Here is an 18,317-nt window from a genome sequence, read left to right as displayed (position 1 = left end):
AAGGAAAATGGGATACCTCCCACAATATGAAACGGGACGATTCCAAGGGTCCAAATCGTGGTCGGTCCCCGGTTTTCTACCTGACGCATTAATCGAAGGATATGGAATGCTCATCGTCTTCAGCGGCCTTCCCGGCACCGGAAAAACGACTATCGCCAATGATCTCGCCGCGACAACAGGCGCCATGTACCTGCGGATCGATACTATTGAGCAGGCGATTCGAAACTCGGGCGCTCTTGCGCAAGATGTGGGGCGCAGTGGCTACATGGTCGCCAATGAGCTTGCGCGGAGTAATCTTCGTTTGGGCCGCACGGTCATTGTTGATTGTGTCAATCCCGTCCTCGAAAGCCGGATCGCGTGGAGCGAAATCGCCTCACAGGCCAGTGTCCGATTAGCAAATATCCAAGTGGTCTGTTCCGATAAAGATGAACATCGACGCCGGGTCGAAACAAGGATGGTTGATGTTCCAGGGCTGACTCCACCAACCTGGCAATCGGTACTGGATCATGAATATGAGCCATGGCATGAAGCTTCGTTTTGCATAGACACAGCCTTGGTCTCTCCGGTGCAAGCGGTCTCGATGATCATCGACCGATTCCTGTCCCGTGAGTAACGTCGGCGCGCGGCGCAGTCCACTCAGAACTCCGTGTCCAGCGCCAACGCTCCCTGAATCCACCGATCCAAACTCCGTTTTTTCTGTACCTGCCGTTCATCCATTGCCCGGCACTTGCAGTTGCCCAGACATCTCTCATGTTTAAGCGTGGAAATCCCTCGCGTCAGAACGGAGAGCCATCATGGAAATCGACGAGAATGCCCCTGGGAACAAATCCCAGCAGGACGTAACCCGTGGCACGGATAATGAAACAGGCCACGATCCCAAGAAGGACGGCCCCGAGGTTCCATTGCCGGCGGATGATGAGGCTCCTGTCGAGGAGGATATGTCTGATGTGGAGGCCGCCGATTCGGTGGCCAGTGAGCATCCCGACGCTTAGCTTTCGTCCTTGCTGATTTATGGCAAAAGCGGGCGACTTATGAGTCGCCCGTTTTTTGTAGGTCTCAGTTTCTAAAGCAAGGACTCGGTCCGATTGTCTACCGCTTGCGCTGACATCAATCCGGGGATCTGCTTGATCTTGCGCGAAAAAATGATGCTGGTATGGTGGCGCCTCGTTTAAATCAGCGTTCAAGAGGGATCTTCTATGCACTCATTTTTCGCAAGACCTTTTGGGGGTCTTACTACCAGCTATTACATCCGTCAGTTCCTTTTTGGGCTGGTGTTCGCTGTGATGATCATCTCTTTGGCGGCCAATGGCCCTGGAGGAATCGGTGCCAAGCCTGGGCTGATTGTGTTGGCGGTCATCAACTCATTGCTCTATCCGTATTCTCGGTTCGTCTACGAAAGCGTTGTTGGCTACATCATGGGTAACAACGTTTTTTTCGTGAATGCGCTGTTCATGCTGATAGTGAAGGTTTTCACCATGGCGATGTGCTGGTCGTTGGCGATTTTCATAGCGCCGGTGGGGCTGGCGTATCTGTTCTGGCGTAACAGCCGGTCGGCGGTTGAGTAAGTCAGCAGTTCAGTGCGCTCGCAGTGATAACTGACGAGAATGGCTAAAGGAAGCCCTACATTGAATCGTAGGGCTCCCCATGACTTCTTTGCTGACACGGTTCCTGTCTTGCGGCCCTGGGTTGTTCAAGTGACGCAGCAAATATTTTAAGAGGCCATCTCTTGTCGAACGTAGAATCTCGTCTGCATGAACTAAAGCTCCATCACATCTACGACGGCTTCAAACAGCTGCTCCCCATTTCTCTGTTCGTCGTTGTATTCGGCGTCGCCTTTGGCCTGGCCGCAGCGCAGTCAGGGCTGAGTGATGTTTCAGCCGTGCTCATGAGCACGCTGGTATTCGCCGGCGCTTCTCAATTTGCTGCGCTGGATCTGTGGGGCCAACAGGTCCCGGTCGTTCCGTTGATGATCACCGTCTTTGCCATCAACGCCCGGCACCTGTTGATGGGCGCCACGCTCTACCCATGGCTACGGGAGCTGCCGGTTGCCAAGCGTTATGGGGTGATGCTGGTGGTCTCGGACGCCAACTGGGCCATGGCGATGCAAGCGTTCAGCCGTGGAAAACCTGGGCTGGGGCTTTTATTTGGCGGTGGCATCGCGCTCTGGGTCGCCTGGATCCTGGGCAGTTGGCTGGGGCTGCACTTTGGCAGCGCCATTGAAGACCCGGTCAGTTTCGGGCTCGACATGGTGATGGGGTGTTTCCTGTTGGCGATGGTCGTGGGCGGGAAGAAGAACCTGCGCATGCTCATCATCTGGACGGTGGCGGCCTGTTCATCGCTGTTGGCCTACTGGTATCTGCCGGCTAACAGTCATGTCGTGGTGGGGGCTTTGGCGGGAGGTATTCTGGGCGCGTTGTGGATGGAGAAAAAACAATGAATATCGACACGGCGGGCCATGGCACCCTGATGATCATCCTGATCATGGCCATCGTGACGTTGGCGACCCGCTGGGGCGGTGTTTTCGTGATGTCGTTCGTGCCGATCAACTATCGGGTGCAGCAATTCATCACGGCAATGTCCGGCTCGGTATTGGTGGCCGTGCTTGCCCCGTTGGCGATCGAGGGTGACAACGGCGCGCGCCTGGCTTTGCTGAGCACCGCTATCATCATGGTGATCGTGAAGAAACCTCTGCCGGCGATTGCGGCCGGGATACTTGCAGCCGCTTTGGTCAGGCAGTTCTGAAACCATGTCGCCCGCTCACAAGCGGGCGATGAATTCCAAGTAACACAGGTCAGAAGTTCAGGGTCAATGCCTCCCCAAACGAGTGGTCCTGAACGCCGGCCATGAAGTGCAGTGGCATCTTCTGTTTCGCCTCGACCGGCGCAATGTCAAAACTACCGACTATTTGACTGTGAAGTGCACGTAGCCGTATCGACTCTTCTTCCTTTGCCTTTGCCATTCTCGCGTGGTTCGCTGCGATTTCATTGAGAGTTGACACGGTACATCTCCGGTGACTGACCAGCAGTGATAAGACGGCCGCCGCGTCAGGGTTACGTCGCCCTGGGGCTGCCATGACAAGTCGGTGCAAACCCTGAGCCAGACGTGGCGGCGAAATGCGCGTCACCTTCCATTAGCGACGAATGGTGGGCACCGGGAAACTCTAACCGCCCACAGATGAATATTTAAAGACGCGGGGGACTTCTCAAGCGTCTGTGTCGGCGCCATAGCCGTCCGGCATGCCTGCCGTCTTGCTGAAGAACGCGACCACGGTGATGCCGATCAGGCTGGTGGCAAGCGCCAGCAGCAGGATCACCTGCTGCGTTCCGACGGGCGCTGCCAGCAGCGCGACCAACAGCCCCGCCAAGGGCTGTGACAGGTTGTTGAGCAGGGTAATGACGCCGACAGTCTTGCCAAAATCCCTGGCTGGAATGACCTGCTGGCGAATGCTGCGTATGTAGACGTTGAACATCTTGTCGAAGCCGACGATCAGCAGAAATCCGACGATGTAACCCCATACTGTCGGGCTGAGTGCTGTGATGAAGGCGCCGGCGGCGATCAGCGTGTAAGACACGCTGCCCAAGACTCTCAAGGGCAAGGTCACCCGCGCCAGGAAGAACAGAATGATGATGGTGGTCACGGCCCCGGCTGCCTGTAACCAGGCGTAGTAGTCCTTGCCGGCGCTGTACTCGCCGATCACCATGGCCGCCGAGGTGGCGAGGGTGACGCCGATGATCAGGTTGACCCCTACGGCCAGGCCGATGATTTTTTTCAGCTCGGCCAGGTTGCGGATGTGACCGAAGGCAATGCGCAGCGGGTTCAGCCAGACGTCGTGATGTTGTTCGAAGGTTTCCAGCGTCACCGCGCTGGTCCGCTGCCAGAACAGCATCGCCAGGTCCGCCAGCAGGAACAGTACGGCAATCGCCAGCACCACCCAGTGCCAGGCCCATACCTCCAGCATCAGCGCGGCGATCAGCGGGCCTAGCACCAGCCCGGTCTGGTCGGCGATCTGCGAGTACGACAAGGTCTTGGTGTAGGTGTAATGCTTGAAGATGTAGGGCATCACCACCTCGCGAGCCATGATGCCCTGGGTGGTCAATACACCGCAGACCGCCGAGAGGGCGACGATCCAATAAATGCCGCCAAAAATCATGAAGAGCACCACGGCGGCGATGCACATCACGGCGCGATAAACCTGGCTGATGTGTAGGATTCGAATGGGCGAGAACTTGTCGCACAGCGCCCCGCAGATCGGGAACGATAGAAAGCGTGGCAGGGATTCGACGAAGAAAGCCAGGCCCGCCCAGGAGACGCTTTGGGTGGTCTGGAAAACAATCAGCGGGACGATGAACAGCAGTATCTGGTCGGCCAGCCGTGAGAGGAACATTGAAACGAAAAAGGCCAGGTAATCCTTGCGCATGGAGCTCCTTGAAAACGTCGTTGTACGGTATCGGGCCTTGCTGTCAGCGCGCAGTATGATATGGAACTAATATCACTGTTAGCCTCTATATTCACAGGGATGTTCCCTTTTCAGTGAGAACCACCATGTTCAAATCGCGCTCGTTGATTGTTGCGGTTACCTGCTTCGCCCTCGTGGCGGGTTCTACCGCTGTAGTGGCGAACCCGGGTAACGACAAAGGGAACGCCAAATTCGATCAAGGCCAGGGTCAAGGACAAGGAAACAAAGGCGGGCAGGGCAACAAGGGCGGTCAAGGCAACCCAGGTAGCAATCAGGGCGGCAAAGGTAACCAGGGCGGCAAGGGCAACCCATCGGGTGGTGATTGGCACAACGGCCCCAGCATCGACCGCGGCGGCATTCTCGGCCTGGTGAGCGGTCACCGTGATTATTGGAGCCCCGGTCCGCCACTGCCGCCGGGTATCCAGAAAAACCTCGCCCGAGGCAAGCCGTTGCCACCGGGCATTGCCAAGAAGCTGGATGGGCGTTTGTTGGGGCGCCTGCCGCACTATGACGGGTACGAATGGCAGCAGGTGGGCACGGACCTGATTCTGGTGGCGATTGCCACCGGCATCATCTATGAAGTGCTTAACGGTGCGTTCGACTAAAGCGCCAATGGAATAAATAGCAGCCTCATTCGGAGTGATGCCAGTCAGTTAAGCGAATCGCCTGTGGGAGCGAGCAAGCCCGCTCCCACAGGTTTTGCATCAGCTTTCAAGTTGTCGCAGGCGCTTGTACAAGGTGTTGCGGCTGACCCCCAGCCGCCGCGCCAGGTGCGAAATGTTCCCGCCCACCGCCTGCAACTGGCGGTTCAGGTCCTCGACATCGTTCAGGTCGACCATCAGCGGCTCCGGTGTTTCCACCGGCTCCATTTCAAGATCAATGAAGAAGTCGTCTGGCAGATGTTCCGGGCGGATCGGCTGCTCTTCGGCCATTGCCAGGGCCACTTGCAGCACGCTGCTGACCTGGCGCAGATTGCCTGGCCATGGATGGCGTTCGAACAGATCCAGCACTTCGCGGCTCAGGCCGGCCCATTGTGTGGGTTCGCGGTGGTGTTCCCAAAGACGTTTGAACAGGGCCTGTTTGTCATTGCGTTCGCGCAGGGGCGGCAGTTCCAGGGTCAGGCCGCCGATGCGGTAGTACAGGTCTTCGCGGAACCGGCCCAGTTGCACCTGTTCGCGCAACGAGCGGTTGGTGGCGGAGATGATACGAATGTCCACCGCAAACAGCTCGGCGCTGCCCACCGGTTGCACGCAACGCTCTTGCAATACTCGCAGCAATCGGGCCTGGGTCGGGAGGGGCATGTCACCGATCTCATCGAGGAACAAGGTGCCGCGGTCGGCCTTGCGGATCAGGCCGATACTGCCTTTTTGATTGGCGCCGGTGAAGGCGCCTTTTTCATATCCGAACAGTTCCGATTCCACCAGCTCGGCGGGAATCGCCGCGCAGTTGACCGCAATGAACGGCTGCTTGCTGCGGGAGCTGGCCTGGTGAAGGGCTTTGACGAACACTTCCTTGCCGACCCCGGTTTCGCCGTGGATCAGCAGTGGAATGTCCTTCTCCAGCAAGCGCTCGGCCTGGCGTACGGCTTTTTCCACGCGGCTGTCGCCGAAGTGCAGGGTATTGAGGCTGATCACGTTCGCGGCGGGGGCGGACGAGGGCGCTGGCTCGCTGAAGACCCGGGCCTTGACCGTCACCTGTTGCGGGCGTCTGAGCAAACACTGGAAGCGATTGCTCCCCGACGCTTGCAGGGCGAACGGCAGGCCGTCGGGCTGGTTCAGCAGCTCCAGCAGCGAAACCTTGAACAGGCTTTCGATGCTCACCCGTGACAGGCGCAGGCCCAGCAGATTGTCGGCGCGGCGGTTGGCGGAGAGCACCTGGCCGGTTTCATCGAAAATCAGCAGCCCGGCCCATTGGCTGTCGAGGTTGTTCAAGCCGGTGTTGAAGGTCAGTTGGAAGTGTTCACCGCGAAACAGGTTGAGGATCAGCCGGTTTTCCACGGTCTGGCTCATCATCTTGACCATGCCCAGGGTGTGGGAGGGCGGCAGGTAGCTGTCGCTGGAAACGTCCAGCACTGCGATGACCTTGCGCTCGGCGTCGAAGATCGGCGCGGCGGAGCCGGTCATGAAGCGGTTGGCCTTGAGGAAGTGTTCATCGTGTTCAATGTGCACCGCCTGTTCACAGGCCAGTGCCGTGCCGATGGCATTGGTGCCGCTGCAGCGCTCCATCCAGCTCGCCCCGGCGCTGAAGCCATGGGCCAGTTTCGGTTCGATAAAGCGCTGGGTGCCCCACGAGGTCAGCACCTGGCCCTGGTTGTCGGCCAGCATGATCAGGCAATTGGAGTTGCTCAGGATATTCTCGTAATACGGCAGGACTTCCTGGTGGGTGGTCTGCACCAGCGAATGCTGGCTTTCCAGCAACTGGGCAATGCCTTCGGCGGGCAATTGATCGAAGGCAGGCACACTCTGGTGATTCAGGCCAAAGGCGCGGCAGCGGGACCAGGAGGCCTGGATGATGGCTTCGTGGGACAAGGCTGGAGCAGGTGCGGCCATGGGGCACTCTCGCAGATGTTGTTTTTATTGTTGTGATAAGTCTCGCACATCCTCCTTGTGCTGGGGCATGCCTGAATGTCACTTGATACACGAAACCTGTGGGAGCGAGCCTGCTCGCGATAGCGTTTGATCAGTAGCATTGATGTGCCTGACACAAAGCTATCGCGAGCAGGCTCGCTCCCACAGGATCGAAGTCAGGCCGGCCGAAAACCTTTATTCAGTGTTGTTCAAAATTGTTCATTGTCAACCAGCAATCTGTTCAGTTGTTCAGTCAGGTTGTTCATTTTCGTTCATCAACGAACGTTCTTTTCTGAAGGATAAGAGAAAAAATCAACAGGATCATGAGCTTGTGATTTCTGGCACGGCTTTCGCTTTTAGACTCGGGTCGCTTGACTCCAAATAATAAAAAGGCCGAGCCATGTCATTAACGCTTGAGCACATTTGTCGCACCGTCGAAGGCCAGACCTGGATCGACGATGCCAACCTGAGTTTCGAACCCGGATCGTTCAACGTTCTGCTGGGCCGCACGCTGTCCGGCAAGACCAGCCTCATGCGCCTGATGGCCGGTCTGGACAAGCCCGACAGCGGTCGCATCCTGATGAACGGCGTCGATGTCACCCAGCGCCCGGTGCGCCTGCGCAACGTGTCGATGGTCTATCAACAGTTCATCAACTACCCGACCATGACGGTGTTCGAAAACATCGCCTCGCCGCTGCGCCAGGCCGGTGTGTCCAACGAGGTGATCCAGAGCAAGGTGCTGGAAACCGCGAAGATGCTGCGCATTGAGAAGTTCCTGCAGCGTCACCCGCTGGAGCTGTCCGGTGGCCAACAGCAGCGCACCGCCATGGCCCGGGCGCTGGTCAAGGACGCCGAACTGATCCTGTTCGACGAGCCTCTGGTGAACCTGGACTACAAGCTGCGTGAGGAACTTCGCCAGGAAATGCGCGAACTGTTCCAGGCCCGCCACACCATCGCCGTCTACGCCACCACCGAACCCAACGAAGCCCTGGCTTTGGGCGGCACCACGACGATTCTGCATGAGGGCCGGGTGATCCAGAGCGGCAAGTCGGCCTCGGTGTATCACCAGCCGCAAACCGTACTGGCCGCCGAGCTGTTCTCCGAGCCACCGATCAATCTCATGCCGGGCCGCATCGCCGGCAATGAAGTAAGTTTCGCCAATTTCGTGCACTTTCCGCTGAACGTCGATCTGCGGCCGGTGGGCGAGGGTGAGTTCCGCTTCGGTGTGCGGCCCAGTCATATTTCCCTGGTGCCGAGCAACGACGACGACCTGGAACTGGCGGTGACCGTCGAGGTGGCCGAGATCAGCGGTTCGGAGACATTCCTGCACGTGCGCAACGAGCATTTCCTGCTGGTGCTGCACTTGTCCGGCGTCCATGAATACGACGTGGATGAGCCGATCCGCATCTACATTCCGACCCACAAACTGTTTGTCTTCGATGCCCAGGGCAAGCTGGTCCAAGCCCCAGGCCAGCGTATTGCGAGGGTTGCCTGATGGCTGAAATTCGTTTGCAGAACCTCGCCCACAGCTACACCAGCACCCCGGCGGGCCCAGAGGATTACGCGATCCGCGAGATGAACCACATCTGGGAGCAGGGCGGCGCCTATGCGTTGCTCGGGCCATCGGGCTGCGGCAAATCCACCTTGCTCAATATCATTTCCGGACTGCTGAGTCCCTCCGAAGGCCAGGTGATGTTCGACAGCAAAGTCGTCAACGACCTGACCCCGGAGCGTCGCAACATTGCCCAGGTGTTCCAGTTCCCGGTGGTGTACGACACCATGACGGTGTTCGACAACCTGGCCTTCCCGCTGCGTAACCAGGGCATGGCCGAGGCGAAAATCCACACCAAGGTGCAGGAAATCGCCGAGGTCCTGGACCTGCAGAACCTGCTGGACAAAAAGGCCCGTAACCTCACCGCCGACGAAAAACAGAAGGTCTCCATGGGGCGCGGGCTGGTGCGCGACGATGTGTCGGCGATCCTCTTCGATGAACCGCTGACGGTGATCGACCCGCACCTGAAATGGAAACTGCGGCGCAAGCTCAAGCAGATCCACGAGCAGTTCAATATCACCATGGTCTACGTCACTCACGACCAGTTGGAAGCTTCTACCTTCGCCGACAAGATCGCGGTGATGTATGGCGGTCAGATCGTGCAGTTCGGTACGCCTCGGGAGTTGTTCGAGCGTCCGAGCCACACCTTTGTCGGCTATTTCATCGGCAGCCCGGGGATGAACCTGATCGAGGTCACGGCACAACCCGGCGGCGTCGGTTTCGCTTCCACCCACTTTCCGCTGTCCGAAACGTTGCAACGCGGTATTGCCCAGGCCGAAGGCAAAAGCCTGAAGGTCGGTATTCGTCCTGAATTTGTCCATGTCTGGGACGGGCCTTACGACGATGCGATGCGGGCCGATGTGGTCCACGTCGAGGACCTGGGCACCTACAAGATCCTCACCCTCAACCTCGATGGCGCGCCGATCAAGGTGCGCCTGGCCGAAGACAAACCGGTGCCCGAAGGCACTGCGTACATCAGTTTTCCGGGCCAATGGCTGATGGTGTATGCCGATGAATACTTGCTGGAACCGTTGAGCGAGGTGCAGCCATGAACAAGGTGCAGAACAACAAGGCCTGGTGGCTGGTGTTGCCGGTGTTCCTGCTGGTGGCGTTCAGTGCGGTGATCCCGATGATGACCGTGGTCAACTATTCGGTGCAGGACATCTTCGACCAGTCCAGCCGCTATTTCGTCGGTGCCGATTGGTACAGGCAGGTGCTGCTCGATCCACGGCTGCACGACTCGTTACTACGCCAGTTCATCTATTCGGCGTGCGTACTGCTGATCGAGATTCCGTTGGGCATCGCCATCGCCCTGACCATGCCGACCAAGGGCAAATGGTCGTCCCTGGTGTTGATCATCCTGGCGATTCCGCTGCTGATTCCATGGAACGTGGTGGGCACCATCTGGCAGATTTTCGGCCGCGCCGACATCGGCCTGATGGGCTCCACGCTCAACGCCATGGGCATCAACTACAACTATGCGGCCAACACCATGGACGCCTGGGTCACGGTATTGGTGATGGACGTCTGGCATTGGACGTCCCTGGTGGCGCTGCTCTGCTATTCCGGGTTGCGGGCGATTCCGGACGTGTATTACCAGGCCGCGCGAATTGACCGGGCCTCCAACTGGGCGGTGTTCCGGCATATTCAGTTGCCGAAAATGAAGAGCGTGCTGCTGATCGCGGTGATGCTCCGCTTCATGGACAGCTTCATGATCTATACCGAGCCGTTCGTGCTCACCGGCGGCGGGCCGGGTAACGCCACCACGTTCCTGAGCCAGACCCTGACTCAGATGGCCATCGGTCAATTCGACCTGGGCCCGGCGGCTGCGTTTTCCCTGGTGTACTTCCTGATCATTCTGTTGGTGTCGTGGCTGTTCTATACCGCCATGACTCATTCCGACGCCAACCGTTGAGGCCCGCGCCATGAGCAAGAGAAAGCTGATTCCGTTGCTGATCTACATCCTGTTCCTGCTGGTGCCCATCTACTGGCTGCTGAACATGTCGTTCAAGAGCAACACCGAGATCCTCGGCACCCTGACGCTGTGGCCCCAGGATTTCACCTTCCAGAACTACAAGGTGATCTTCACCGACCCGAGCTGGTACACCGGTTACCTGAACTCGTTGTACTACGTCAGCCTGAACACGGTGATTTCCCTGGCTGTGGCGTTGCCGGCGGCCTATGCGTTTTCCCGCTACCGGTTCCTGGGGGACAAACACCTGTTCTTCTGGCTGCTGACCAACCGCATGGCGCCGCCAGCGGTGTTCCTGCTGCCGTTCTTCCAGCTGTACTCGTCCATCGGGCTGTTCGACACTCATATCGCTGTGGCCTTGGCCCATTGCCTGTTCAACGTGCCGCTGGCGGTGTGGATCCTCGAAGGGTTCATGTCTGGGGTGCCGAAAGAAATTGACGAGACTGCCTACATTGACGGCTACAGTTTCCCCAAGTTCTTCGCGAAGATCTTCATCCCGTTGATCGGCTCCGGCATCGGCGTCACGGCGTTTTTCTGCTTCATGTTTTCCTGGGTCGAACTGTTGCTGGCGCGCACCCTCACCTCGGTGAATGCCAAGCCGATCGCGGCGGTCATGACCCGTACGGTCTCGGCATCGGGTATCGACTGGGGCGTGCTGGCGGCGGCGGGGGTGTTGACTATCCTGCCAGGCATGCTGGTGATCTGGTTCGTACGCAACCATGTGGCCAAGGGCTTTGCCCTGGGCCGGGTCTGAGGAGACGATGATGGAATGGATGAACTGGACCGGCCCGACGGCGGCCTTCTTTGGTGTCATCGCCTTGCTGCTGGCAGGCATGACTACGTGGGAACTGCGTTCGCCGAGTATCCCTCGGCGCGGTTTCCTGCCGATTGCCACCACCCGTGGCGATCGGTTGTTTATCGGTCTTCTCGGTAGCGCCTACCTGCATCTGCTGGTGATCGGCGCCACCGACTGGAGCATCTGGATAGCGTTCGCGTTGTCTTTGGTGTGGCTGTTGGCAGTGATGCGGTGGGGCTAGTCGAAGGTTCGACGATCAGGCTCTTAAACCCAAACAGGAGGTCTCTATGTTCGATAAAAACAATAAGCTGCGACATAGCGTTTCATTGGCAGCCGTGCTGGCACTCAGCGGGTTGAGCGCTGCGGCCTGGGCCGACGCCTATGAAGACGCGGCGAAAAAATGGATTGGCAGTGAATTCAAGCCGTCTACCCTGACAGCCGAACAGCAGCTCGAAGAGCTCAAGTGGTTCATCAAAGCGTCCGAGCCATTTCGCGGCATGAAAATCAACGTGGTGTCGGAAACCATCGCCACCCACGAATATGAATCCAAGGTGCTGGCCAAGGCCTTCAGGGACATTACCGGGATCGAGCTGACCCACGACCTGTTGCAGGAAGGCGACGTGGTGGAGAAGCTGCAGACCCAGATGCAGTCGGACAAGAATATCTACGACGGTTGGGTCAATGACTCGGACCTGATCGGCACGCACTTTCGCTACGGCAAGACCGCATCAATCACCGATATGATGGCCAACGAAGGCAAGGCCTACACCTCGCCGACCCTGGATCTCAAGGACTTCATCGGCACTTCGTTCACCACCGCGCCGGACGGCAAGCTCTATCAACTGCCGGACCAGCAGTTCGCCAACCTGTACTGGTTCCGCGCCGACTGGTTCGAGCGGGCCGACCTGAAGGCCAAGTTCAAGGAAAAGTACGGCTACGAGCTGGGTGTACCGGTGAACTGGTCGGCTTATGAAGACATTGCCAAGTTCTTCACTGAAGACGTCAAGGAAATCGACGGTAAGCGCGTCTACGGTCACATGGATTACGGCAAGAAGGATCCGTCCCTGGGTTGGCGCTTTACCGATGCCTGGTTCTCCATGGCCGGTGGCGGCGACAAGGGCCTGCCCAACGGCTTGCCGGTGGACGAGTGGGGGATTCGCGTCGAGAACTGCCATCCGGTCGGCTCCAGCGTGACCCGTGGCGGCGACACCAACGGCCCCGCGGCTGTGTTCGCCACCACCAAATACGTGGACTGGATGAAGAAGTACGCGCCACCGGAAGCGGCGGGCATGACCTTCTCCGAATCCGGCCCGGTGCCGTCGCAAGGCAACATCGCCCAGCAGATCTTCTGGTACACCGCTTTTACGGCCGACATGACCAAACCGGGCCTGCCGGTGATGAACGCCGATGGCACGCCGAAATGGCGCATGGCGCCGTCGCCGCGCGGACCGTATTGGGAAGAGGGCATGAAGCTGGGCTATCAGGACGTGGGCTCCTGGACGTTCCTCAAGTCCACGCCTGAGAAGCAGAGGCTGGCCGCCTGGCTCTATGCGCAGTTCGTGACGTCCAAGACCGTATCGCTGAAGAAAACCATTGTAGGTTTGACGCCGATTCGTGAGTCGGACATCAACTCTCAGGCCTTGACCGATCTGGCGCCGAAACTCGGTGGGCTGGTTGAGTTCTATCGCAGCCCGGCCCGTGTGCAATGGACCCCGACCGGGACCAACGTGCCGGACTATCCACGCCTGGCTCAGCTGTGGTGGAGCCACATCGCCGAAGCCGCCAGCGGCGAGAAGACTCCGCAACAGGCACTCGACGGGTTGGCCAAGGATCAGGACGCAATCATGACCCGCCTGGAACGCTCCAAGGCCCAGGCCACCTGCGCCCCGAAAATGAACCCTGAGCGCGACGCGCAATACTGGTTCGACCAACCGGGCGCACCGAAGCCGAAACTGGCCAACGAGAAGCCTAAGGGTGAAACCGTGAGCTACGCCGAGCTGCTGAAATCATGGGAGGCGGCGCGTAAATAAGCTGGACCTGCAATGAATGAACGGCACCGCAAGGTGCCGTTTTTTTTTGCGGCCGGCCCCTCGACGCGCAAAACGGTGGGAGCAAGGCTTGCCCGCGATGGCGGTGGCACATCCCGCATTAATGCCAACTGACCCGCCGCCATCGCAAGCAGGCTCGCTCCCACAGGGGGATTGGGTGGCGGAGTTGAATCAGCCCGCCTTGGCCGGGCTGGTAGGAGGGTGTCCGGCCACTGGCGATGGCCCGGCTTTCATCAGGGCCTCCAATGCTTGGCGGTAGGTGCTGCCCGCCAGGTTCATACTGTTGTTGTGGGTTGCGCCTGGCACCAGCAACAGACGCTTTGGCTCCAGGGCGGCGTTGAATAATTGTTCGCTCAAGCGTGGCGGGACGTAGCGGTCGGCGGCGCCGTGCACCACCAGCAAGGGCATGTTGATCTCGCGGATCTTGTCGATGGAGTCGAACTTCTGCGACAGCAGCCAGCGCACCGGCAGGGAGGTGTTCGCCATGGCGGTGGCGACATCGCCCAGGGAGGTGAACGTGGATTCGATGACCAGACCTCGGGCGGGCACGAGGCTGCCGTCTTTCGCCGCCTTCTGGCCAAGCTCCGCGGCGAGGTCTACCGCGACGGCGCCACCCAGTGAATGGCCGTAGATCAGCCGCAGGGCCGGGTCCGGTTGCAGCACTTCAAGACGCTGCCAGGCAATGCGCGCATCTTCATAGACGCTGGCTTCCGACGGCAGATCGCCCAGGCTTTTGCCGAAACCACGGTAATCGATGGCCAGCACCGAAAAGCCCAGGGCCCTTAACTGCCGAATACGAAACAACTGACCGGTCAGGTTCCAGCGCACCCCGTGCAGGTACAGAATCGCCGGCGCGTTCTTGCGTTCGGCCGGCCACCACCAGCCGTGGATATTTTCCCCGGCCTTGAAGCTCTTGGGCTTGAGGTCGAACTCCTGCACGTCGCCCGGCAAGCCGCTGAACCAGGTTGCCGTACCTGGCTCGATCCGAAACACCAGTTCACGTTCCTTGTGCTGCAACACGCCACAGCCCACCGGCAGCCCGACCACCATCGCGCTCATGCACAGCAAAGCCAGCCAGCGTCGCCCAAGGCGGGAGAGTAAAGATGAAGGCATCGACGGGATTCGCTACTCAAGGCATGAAGGTGCTTTTTATCAGATTCGCTGGAAGGGTGGAGGGATTTCGGATGGCTTGTTGTCGCGTATCCTAAATCACTGCACATCCCCATATTGGGTCAATATCAAAGCCTTCACCGCCGCGCCGTACGCCACCCTAGGTACGCCCGCCAGGCGTTTATGCAACACTTGGGTCAGTGAGTCCCCTGGCATCAGGCTCGCGTCGCCAAAGTCTTCATCCAGGTGCAGTGGATGAACGATTACCTCAAGCGAGCCGTGGCCTGGCGGCGCGGCGTGGTGCAGGTCGGCGGGTGTGCAGACGTAGTCGGCTGTCGCGCCGCACAGGCTGCGCAGGCGACGGTTGAGCATGGTCTTGAACAGGCGCTTGGGCAGGTTGAGATTCGCCCCCAGGTTACGCGCCAACCGAATCGGCACGCCGTGTCGGGCGGCAAAGCGGGCCACCAGCTCTCCAATGGGCCAGATGTTATGTACGTGTTGATGAGAATCGAGGTGGCTGGGCCGCAGGCCGTGGTCCAGGCAGCGTTGCCATTGGGCATCAAGCTCTTCCTGTACCGCGCGGAGGTCCTTTGAACCAAGGCGCAGGCAGTAGCGCGAGAGGTTCAGGTCGAACTCGCCGTTCGTGTCGCAAAACGCCGGTCGCGAAGCAATGGTCTGGCTCAGCGGGCGGCCGAAGCTGAGATTGAAATGCAGGCCGATTCGGCCGTCGAGTAGCGGTTTGCGGGCCATTTCACAAGCGTGCTCGAAAGCCGGCATGTTGGCCATGGCCGTGGCCGAACTGATCACGCCAGCCTCGAAGGCCCGCAGAATCAGGGAGTTTTCGTTGAGATCGAGTCCGAAGTCGTCAGCGTTGACGATCACTTGGCGTGGCATTCACATTCTCCTGGCGCTTGGGGGTAGATGACGAAGTCGCTGTCGCGCTTTGGCCGGTCGGGCGCTTGCGCAGTAACGGTTTCAGGCTTTTCCATAACCGCAAGGCGAGCCCCAGTACCAGGCCATCGGGCTGCCATGAATAAAAACTCCAACGCCAGTGCTCCAGTTGTCCGGTCATGCGTTCATGCAGTTGATGGCTCGAGTTCTCCAGGCTGACCCGCGAGGCATCGATCCAGCGCCAGTTGTCATCCAGCCCCCAGCGAATCCACTCCTCGAGCAGAACCCGACCACTGCCCAGGTCGGCATGCTGTGGCAGGAACGCCAGGTTGTAGTCGTACAGTCGTCCCTGATCCAGCAGGCCGAGGCGATAACTGATGCAGCGACCGTCCAGTTCCAGTATCACCACCCGCACCATGCCCTCGGCGGCGAGCGCAGTGAAGGCGTGATTCATCCATTGCCGACGGCTGGGGTCGGCGAAAATGCCGACACCTTCTTCTCCTTTCCAACTGGCTGCCTCGACTTCGGCAAGGTCGTGCAGCAGCAGCCCCATGCTGATGGCATCGGGTGTCACCCGGCGGATTTGGGCACCGCATGCGGCGATCCGCTTGCGCGCCCGGCGTAACTTGTAGCGCGGATCACCGGATATCTCCTGGCGGTCGCTGTCGCTGATCAAATGCACCGGCACCCGGCAACTGAGTCGCCGTTCCCCGGTCGAGCTCAGGGCCATCCAGGCACTGAGGACGCTTCCTTCACCCACCGGTTCGGTCACTTCATTCAACTGTAGTAACGCATGGGGCAGATGTTGGCGGATCTGCATCAGCGCCTCTGCCATACCCTCGGCGTCCAGACGTATCAGCGGCGCGATGCGGTCAGCCAATGGATAGCCCAAGTGACGCAATACCCGGAAACGCAGCCCACAGATACGTTCGCGCCCCGAAATGAGCGGCAGACACAGGCACAGTGTCTGATCCTGCCAGCCAAGCAGTATGTTGAGCTGCTGATCTGGCAGCAGCGCAAATTCCGCCGCTTGCAGCCAGGCCAATGTGTTGAACGGTGTAGTGTCGGGCACCAGGGTTCGCAGCTGTTCATAAGCTGTTGCAGGGAACTGCGCCGCGCCCAAGGAACGGCACCATTGGAACCTGATCGCCATGGACATCAGGCCGCCGCAGTGGTGGCGGACGGCTGGGCCGGTTTGCGAAACGGGTCCAGTAGTGAGCCGCTATAGAACGTGTCGCGGAAAAAACGCCAGCGGCCAAACAGGCAATACACGTGGGTGATTTGTCCGCGCTCCTGATAGTCCATGCGCAGGTGCAGTTTTACGGCTGGAATGTTCTCCAGATCGCAGACGTCGACTACTTTGTCGCTGCCTTTGTCGGCCATGGTCTTCCAGAGATCCAATTGCACATCCACCGACAGCTGACTGCCCCAATAGGCGCGGATCATTTCACCGCCGAACTCGAAGAACTCGCCCGGCTTGACCGGGAACCAGCAACCATAGAAATGGCGGTCGAAATAGTCGCGTTGACTGCCCCAGATGAAACCGACGGTGTCGCCCTTGTCGTCCAGGTACATCAGCCCGGTGTGGCCTTCGGCAGCCAATTCGCGCATGGTCTCGACACGGTCGCCGAAGTGAGTGGCGAAAGCGTCGGCGTTGCTGGTAGTGATGACTTCCCTGCGCAAAGGTGGATAAGGCTTAAGTTTGCAAGGCCGCACAGGACTGACCAGATCCCGCTCCATCCATATCAGTTGGGAGTGAAAAAACACGTAGCGTCTGCACAGCTTTTTGAGCACGGTGCGCAGGCCTTTCTTCTGAATGCGATCACGCAATTTTTGCAGAACGTTCATAGTGCCTCCTGACGGGTGGCGGGTTGGGAAATGGCCCCCATCGCGAGCTTGCTCGCGATGGGGTTTGGCTGACGAGCGCACTCATGCTGATGTCCCCATCAGCCTCCGGCGCATCGGCAGCCAGTCGCTGGGCAGGATGATCTGTGTCTGCCACGGCGCCACACCGCTGGGACGGCAAGGAGCGACACCATTTGAGCCGGATCGCCATGGACATCAGGCCGCCGCAGTCGATGCAACCGGCTGATCCGGTTTTTGAAAAGCGCCCAGTGCCGAGCCGCGGTAAAACGTGTCGCGGAAAAACCGCCAGTGACCGAACAGGCGATACACGTGGGTGATCTTGCCGCGCTCCTGGAAGCCCATGCGCAGGTGCATCTTGATCGCCGGGATGTTTTGCAAGTCGCAGACATCGACCATCGTGTCGCAACCTTTGTCAGCCATGATCTTCCAAATTTCCAACTGCATGTCCGCCGACATCCTGGAACCCCAGTAGGCACGGATCATCTCGCCACCGAACTGAAAGTACTCGCCAGGCTGGATCGGGAAGTTGCAGCGATAGAAATGGCGGTCGAAATAGTCTCGCGTACTGCCCCAGGCGAAACCCACGGTGTCGCCTTGAGCATCCAGGTACATCAAGCCTGTGTAGCCCTCCGCCGCCAGCTCGCGCATGGTTTTGACGCGGTCGCCGAAGTGCCGGGCAAACGCGTCGGCATTGCTGACCGTGATGAACTCCAGGCGCATTGGTGGGTAGGGTTTGAGGTTATGCGGGGGAAGCGGGGTCCGCACATCGTGCTCCAGCCACACCAGTCGGGAGTGGAAATACACGTAGCGCCTGAACAGCTGTTTGAGCACAGCGCGCAGGCCTTTCTTCTGGATGCGATCACGCAATTTTTGCAGGGACTTCATGGTGCCTCCTGACGGGTGGCGTGGTGGGAGAAACGAGGTGTGTTCCAGTCCATGGCAAAACAGGGTGTCCCCGGGCAGGAGATACCCGATCTGAGGGGTTTGCATAAGCTCCGGGCCGACCCCATCGCGAGCAGGCTCGCTCCCACATTGGAGGTGTAGCGGCCGCAGCTCTTG

Annotated in this window: 20 protein-coding genes; 12 read left to right on the top strand and 8 right to left on the bottom strand. The window is 59.2% G+C overall.

Annotated elements, in window-relative coordinates:
• The first annotated feature begins 106 nt into the window (after positions 1–106).
• The 5 genes from PSH91_RS17760 (at position 107) to PSH91_RS17740 (ending at position 2,742) form a co-directional block, all read left to right on the top strand.
• Positions 107–613 carry an AAA family ATPase gene (locus PSH91_RS17760; RefSeq protein ID WP_305466338.1) on the top strand — a complete coding sequence of 169 codons (507 nt, stop codon included), beginning with the start codon at positions 107–109 and terminating at the stop codon, positions 611–613.
• A gap of 181 nt (positions 614–794) precedes the next feature.
• On the top strand, positions 795–992 hold the full coding sequence (locus PSH91_RS17755; protein WP_047228562.1) for a hypothetical protein: 198 nt from the start codon (positions 795–797) through the stop codon (positions 990–992).
• A gap of 204 nt (positions 993–1,196) precedes the next feature.
• The gene (locus tag PSH91_RS17750) at positions 1,197–1,565 is read left to right on the top strand and encodes a hypothetical protein (protein ID WP_305466337.1); all 369 of its coding nucleotides are present in this window, start codon (positions 1,197–1,199) and stop codon (positions 1,563–1,565) included.
• A gap of 161 nt (positions 1,566–1,726) precedes the next feature.
• Positions 1,727–2,437 (top strand): AzlC family ABC transporter permease, encoded by a 711-nt coding sequence (locus tag PSH91_RS17745; protein WP_047228560.1) that lies wholly within the window; start codon positions 1,727–1,729, stop codon positions 2,435–2,437.
• A complete protein-coding gene (locus tag PSH91_RS17740; protein WP_076383940.1) occupies positions 2,434–2,742 on the top strand; it encodes an AzlD family protein in 309 nt (102 codons plus the stop codon). Before PSH91_RS17745 ends, PSH91_RS17740 begins: the two co-directional genes overlap by 4 nt.
• A 49-nt stretch (positions 2,743–2,791) precedes the next feature.
• On the opposite strand, the gene PSH91_RS17735 is transcribed toward PSH91_RS17740, so the two are convergent.
• A complete protein-coding gene (locus PSH91_RS17735; RefSeq protein ID WP_305466335.1) occupies positions 2,792–2,998 on the bottom strand; it encodes a hypothetical protein in 207 nt (68 codons plus the stop codon).
• Positions 2,999–3,202: 204 nt separating this feature from the next.
• The gene (locus PSH91_RS17730; protein WP_305466334.1) at positions 3,203–4,417 is read right to left on the bottom strand and encodes an MFS transporter; all 1,215 of its coding nucleotides are present in this window, start codon (positions 4,415–4,417) and stop codon (positions 3,203–3,205) included.
• Between the two features lie 125 nt (positions 4,418–4,542).
• On the opposite strand from PSH91_RS17730, the gene PSH91_RS17725 reads away from it, so the two are divergent.
• On the top strand, positions 4,543–5,061 hold the full coding sequence (locus PSH91_RS17725) for an anti-virulence regulator CigR family protein (RefSeq protein ID WP_107322251.1): 519 nt from the start codon (positions 4,543–4,545) through the stop codon (positions 5,059–5,061).
• Positions 5,062–5,160: 99 nt separating this feature from the next.
• Here the strand turns inward: PSH91_RS17725 and PSH91_RS17720 are convergent, their stop codons facing one another.
• Positions 5,161–7,005, bottom strand: a complete 1,845-nt coding sequence (locus PSH91_RS17720) for a sigma-54-dependent Fis family transcriptional regulator (protein WP_288912827.1) — start codon at positions 7,003–7,005, stop codon at positions 5,161–5,163.
• Positions 7,006–7,423: 418 nt separating this feature from the next.
• Here PSH91_RS17720 and PSH91_RS17715 point away from each other — a divergent pair, with 418 nt between their 5' ends.
• From PSH91_RS17715 to PSH91_RS17690, 6 genes are read left to right on the top strand one after another with little or no spacing between them, the layout of a single operon-like run.
• Positions 7,424–8,518, top strand: coding sequence for an ABC transporter ATP-binding protein (locus tag PSH91_RS17715; RefSeq protein WP_047228554.1), 1,095 nt, complete (start codon positions 7,424–7,426; stop codon positions 8,516–8,518).
• Positions 8,518–9,627 (top strand): ABC transporter ATP-binding protein, encoded by a 1,110-nt coding sequence (locus PSH91_RS17710; protein ID WP_047228553.1) that lies wholly within the window; start codon positions 8,518–8,520, stop codon positions 9,625–9,627. Before PSH91_RS17715 ends, PSH91_RS17710 begins: the two co-directional genes overlap by 1 nt.
• On the top strand, positions 9,624–10,490 hold the full coding sequence (locus tag PSH91_RS17705) for a carbohydrate ABC transporter permease (RefSeq protein ID WP_047228552.1): 867 nt from the start codon (positions 9,624–9,626) through the stop codon (positions 10,488–10,490). The genes PSH91_RS17710 and PSH91_RS17705 overlap by 4 nt, the downstream gene beginning before the upstream one ends.
• Positions 10,491–10,500: 10 nt before the next feature.
• Entirely contained in the window at positions 10,501–11,301 is an 801-nt protein-coding gene (locus PSH91_RS17700) for a carbohydrate ABC transporter permease (protein WP_047228551.1), read from the top strand.
• A gap of 10 nt (positions 11,302–11,311) precedes the next feature.
• A complete protein-coding gene (locus PSH91_RS17695; RefSeq protein WP_047228550.1) occupies positions 11,312–11,584 on the top strand; it encodes a DUF2160 domain-containing protein in 273 nt (90 codons plus the stop codon).
• A 46-nt stretch (positions 11,585–11,630) separates the two neighbouring features.
• A complete protein-coding gene (locus PSH91_RS17690; protein ID WP_047228549.1) occupies positions 11,631–13,373 on the top strand; it encodes an ABC transporter substrate-binding protein in 1,743 nt (580 codons plus the stop codon).
• Positions 13,374–13,562: 189 nt separating this feature from the next.
• On the opposite strand, the gene PSH91_RS17685 is transcribed toward PSH91_RS17690, so the two are convergent.
• The 5 genes from PSH91_RS17685 to PSH91_RS17665 all read right to left on the bottom strand — a co-directional run bounded on the left by PSH91_RS17685 (position 13,563) and on the right by PSH91_RS17665 (position 18,143).
• Positions 13,563–14,504, bottom strand: a complete 942-nt coding sequence (locus PSH91_RS17685) for an alpha/beta hydrolase (protein ID WP_305466331.1) — start codon at positions 14,502–14,504, stop codon at positions 13,563–13,565.
• Between the two features lie 96 nt (positions 14,505–14,600).
• Complete coding sequence (locus PSH91_RS17680; RefSeq protein ID WP_305466330.1) at positions 14,601–15,395, bottom strand: ChbG/HpnK family deacetylase; 795 nt, start codon at positions 15,393–15,395, stop codon at positions 14,601–14,603.
• A complete protein-coding gene (locus PSH91_RS17675; RefSeq protein WP_047228568.1) occupies positions 15,367–16,545 on the bottom strand; it encodes a GNAT family N-acetyltransferase in 1,179 nt (392 codons plus the stop codon). The genes PSH91_RS17680 and PSH91_RS17675 overlap by 29 nt, the downstream gene beginning before the upstream one ends.
• A gap of 5 nt (positions 16,546–16,550) precedes the next feature.
• Positions 16,551–17,240: an N-acetyltransferase gene (locus PSH91_RS17670; protein ID WP_160891301.1), complete on the bottom strand. Its 690-nt coding sequence runs from the start codon at positions 17,238–17,240 to the stop codon at positions 16,551–16,553.
• A gap of 213 nt (positions 17,241–17,453) precedes the next feature.
• Entirely contained in the window at positions 17,454–18,143 is a 690-nt protein-coding gene (locus PSH91_RS17665; protein WP_305466328.1) for a GNAT family N-acetyltransferase, read from the bottom strand.
• Positions 18,144–18,317 lie beyond the last annotated feature (174 nt).

This window comes from Pseudomonas sp. FP1154, assembly GCF_030687245.1.
GTDB classification, from domain to species: domain Bacteria; phylum Pseudomonadota; class Gammaproteobacteria; order Pseudomonadales; family Pseudomonadaceae; genus Aquipseudomonas; species Aquipseudomonas rhizophila.
The sequence above is the reverse complement of the archived record's forward strand: the minus strand, read 5'-3'. Positions and strand labels throughout refer to the sequence as shown.

What these genes read in the sequence shown, in the direction of transcription:
- PSH91_RS17760 (WP_305466338.1), top strand. Translation starts at nt 107, where the DNA reads ATGCTCATCGTCTTCAGCGGCCTTCCCGGCACCGGAAAAACGACTATC.
- PSH91_RS17755 (WP_047228562.1), top strand. Translation starts at nt 795, where the DNA reads ATGGAAATCGACGAGAATGCCCCTGGGAACAAATCCCAGCAGGACGTA.
- PSH91_RS17750 (WP_305466337.1), top strand. Translation starts at nt 1,197, where the DNA reads ATGCACTCATTTTTCGCAAGACCTTTTGGGGGTCTTACTACCAGCTAT.
- PSH91_RS17740 (WP_076383940.1), top strand. Translation starts at nt 2,434, where the DNA reads ATGAATATCGACACGGCGGGCCATGGCACCCTGATGATCATCCTGATC.
- PSH91_RS17730 (WP_305466334.1), bottom strand. Translation starts at nt 4,417, where the DNA reads ATGCGCAAGGATTACCTGGCCTTTTTCGTTTCAATGTTCCTCTCACGG.
- PSH91_RS17725 (WP_107322251.1), top strand. Translation starts at nt 4,543, where the DNA reads ATGTTCAAATCGCGCTCGTTGATTGTTGCGGTTACCTGCTTCGCCCTC.
- PSH91_RS17720 (WP_288912827.1), bottom strand. Translation starts at nt 7,005, where the DNA reads ATGGCCGCACCTGCTCCAGCCTTGTCCCACGAAGCCATCATCCAGGCC.
- PSH91_RS17715 (WP_047228554.1), top strand. Translation starts at nt 7,424, where the DNA reads ATGTCATTAACGCTTGAGCACATTTGTCGCACCGTCGAAGGCCAGACC.
- PSH91_RS17710 (WP_047228553.1), top strand. Translation starts at nt 8,518, where the DNA reads ATGGCTGAAATTCGTTTGCAGAACCTCGCCCACAGCTACACCAGCACC.
- PSH91_RS17705 (WP_047228552.1), top strand. Translation starts at nt 9,624, where the DNA reads ATGAACAAGGTGCAGAACAACAAGGCCTGGTGGCTGGTGTTGCCGGTG.
- PSH91_RS17700 (WP_047228551.1), top strand. Translation starts at nt 10,501, where the DNA reads ATGAGCAAGAGAAAGCTGATTCCGTTGCTGATCTACATCCTGTTCCTG.
- PSH91_RS17695 (WP_047228550.1), top strand. Translation starts at nt 11,312, where the DNA reads ATGGAATGGATGAACTGGACCGGCCCGACGGCGGCCTTCTTTGGTGTC.
- PSH91_RS17690 (WP_047228549.1), top strand. Translation starts at nt 11,631, where the DNA reads ATGTTCGATAAAAACAATAAGCTGCGACATAGCGTTTCATTGGCAGCC.
- PSH91_RS17685 (WP_305466331.1), bottom strand. Translation starts at nt 14,504, where the DNA reads ATGCCTTCATCTTTACTCTCCCGCCTTGGGCGACGCTGGCTGGCTTTG.
- PSH91_RS17680 (WP_305466330.1), bottom strand. Translation starts at nt 15,395, where the DNA reads ATGCCACGCCAAGTGATCGTCAACGCTGACGACTTCGGACTCGATCTC.
- PSH91_RS17675 (WP_047228568.1), bottom strand. Translation starts at nt 16,545, where the DNA reads ATGGCGATCAGGTTCCAATGGTGCCGTTCCTTGGGCGCGGCGCAGTTC.
- PSH91_RS17670 (WP_160891301.1), bottom strand. Translation starts at nt 17,240, where the DNA reads ATGAACGTTCTGCAAAAATTGCGTGATCGCATTCAGAAGAAAGGCCTG.
- PSH91_RS17665 (WP_305466328.1), bottom strand. Translation starts at nt 18,143, where the DNA reads ATGAAGTCCCTGCAAAAATTGCGTGATCGCATCCAGAAGAAAGGCCTG.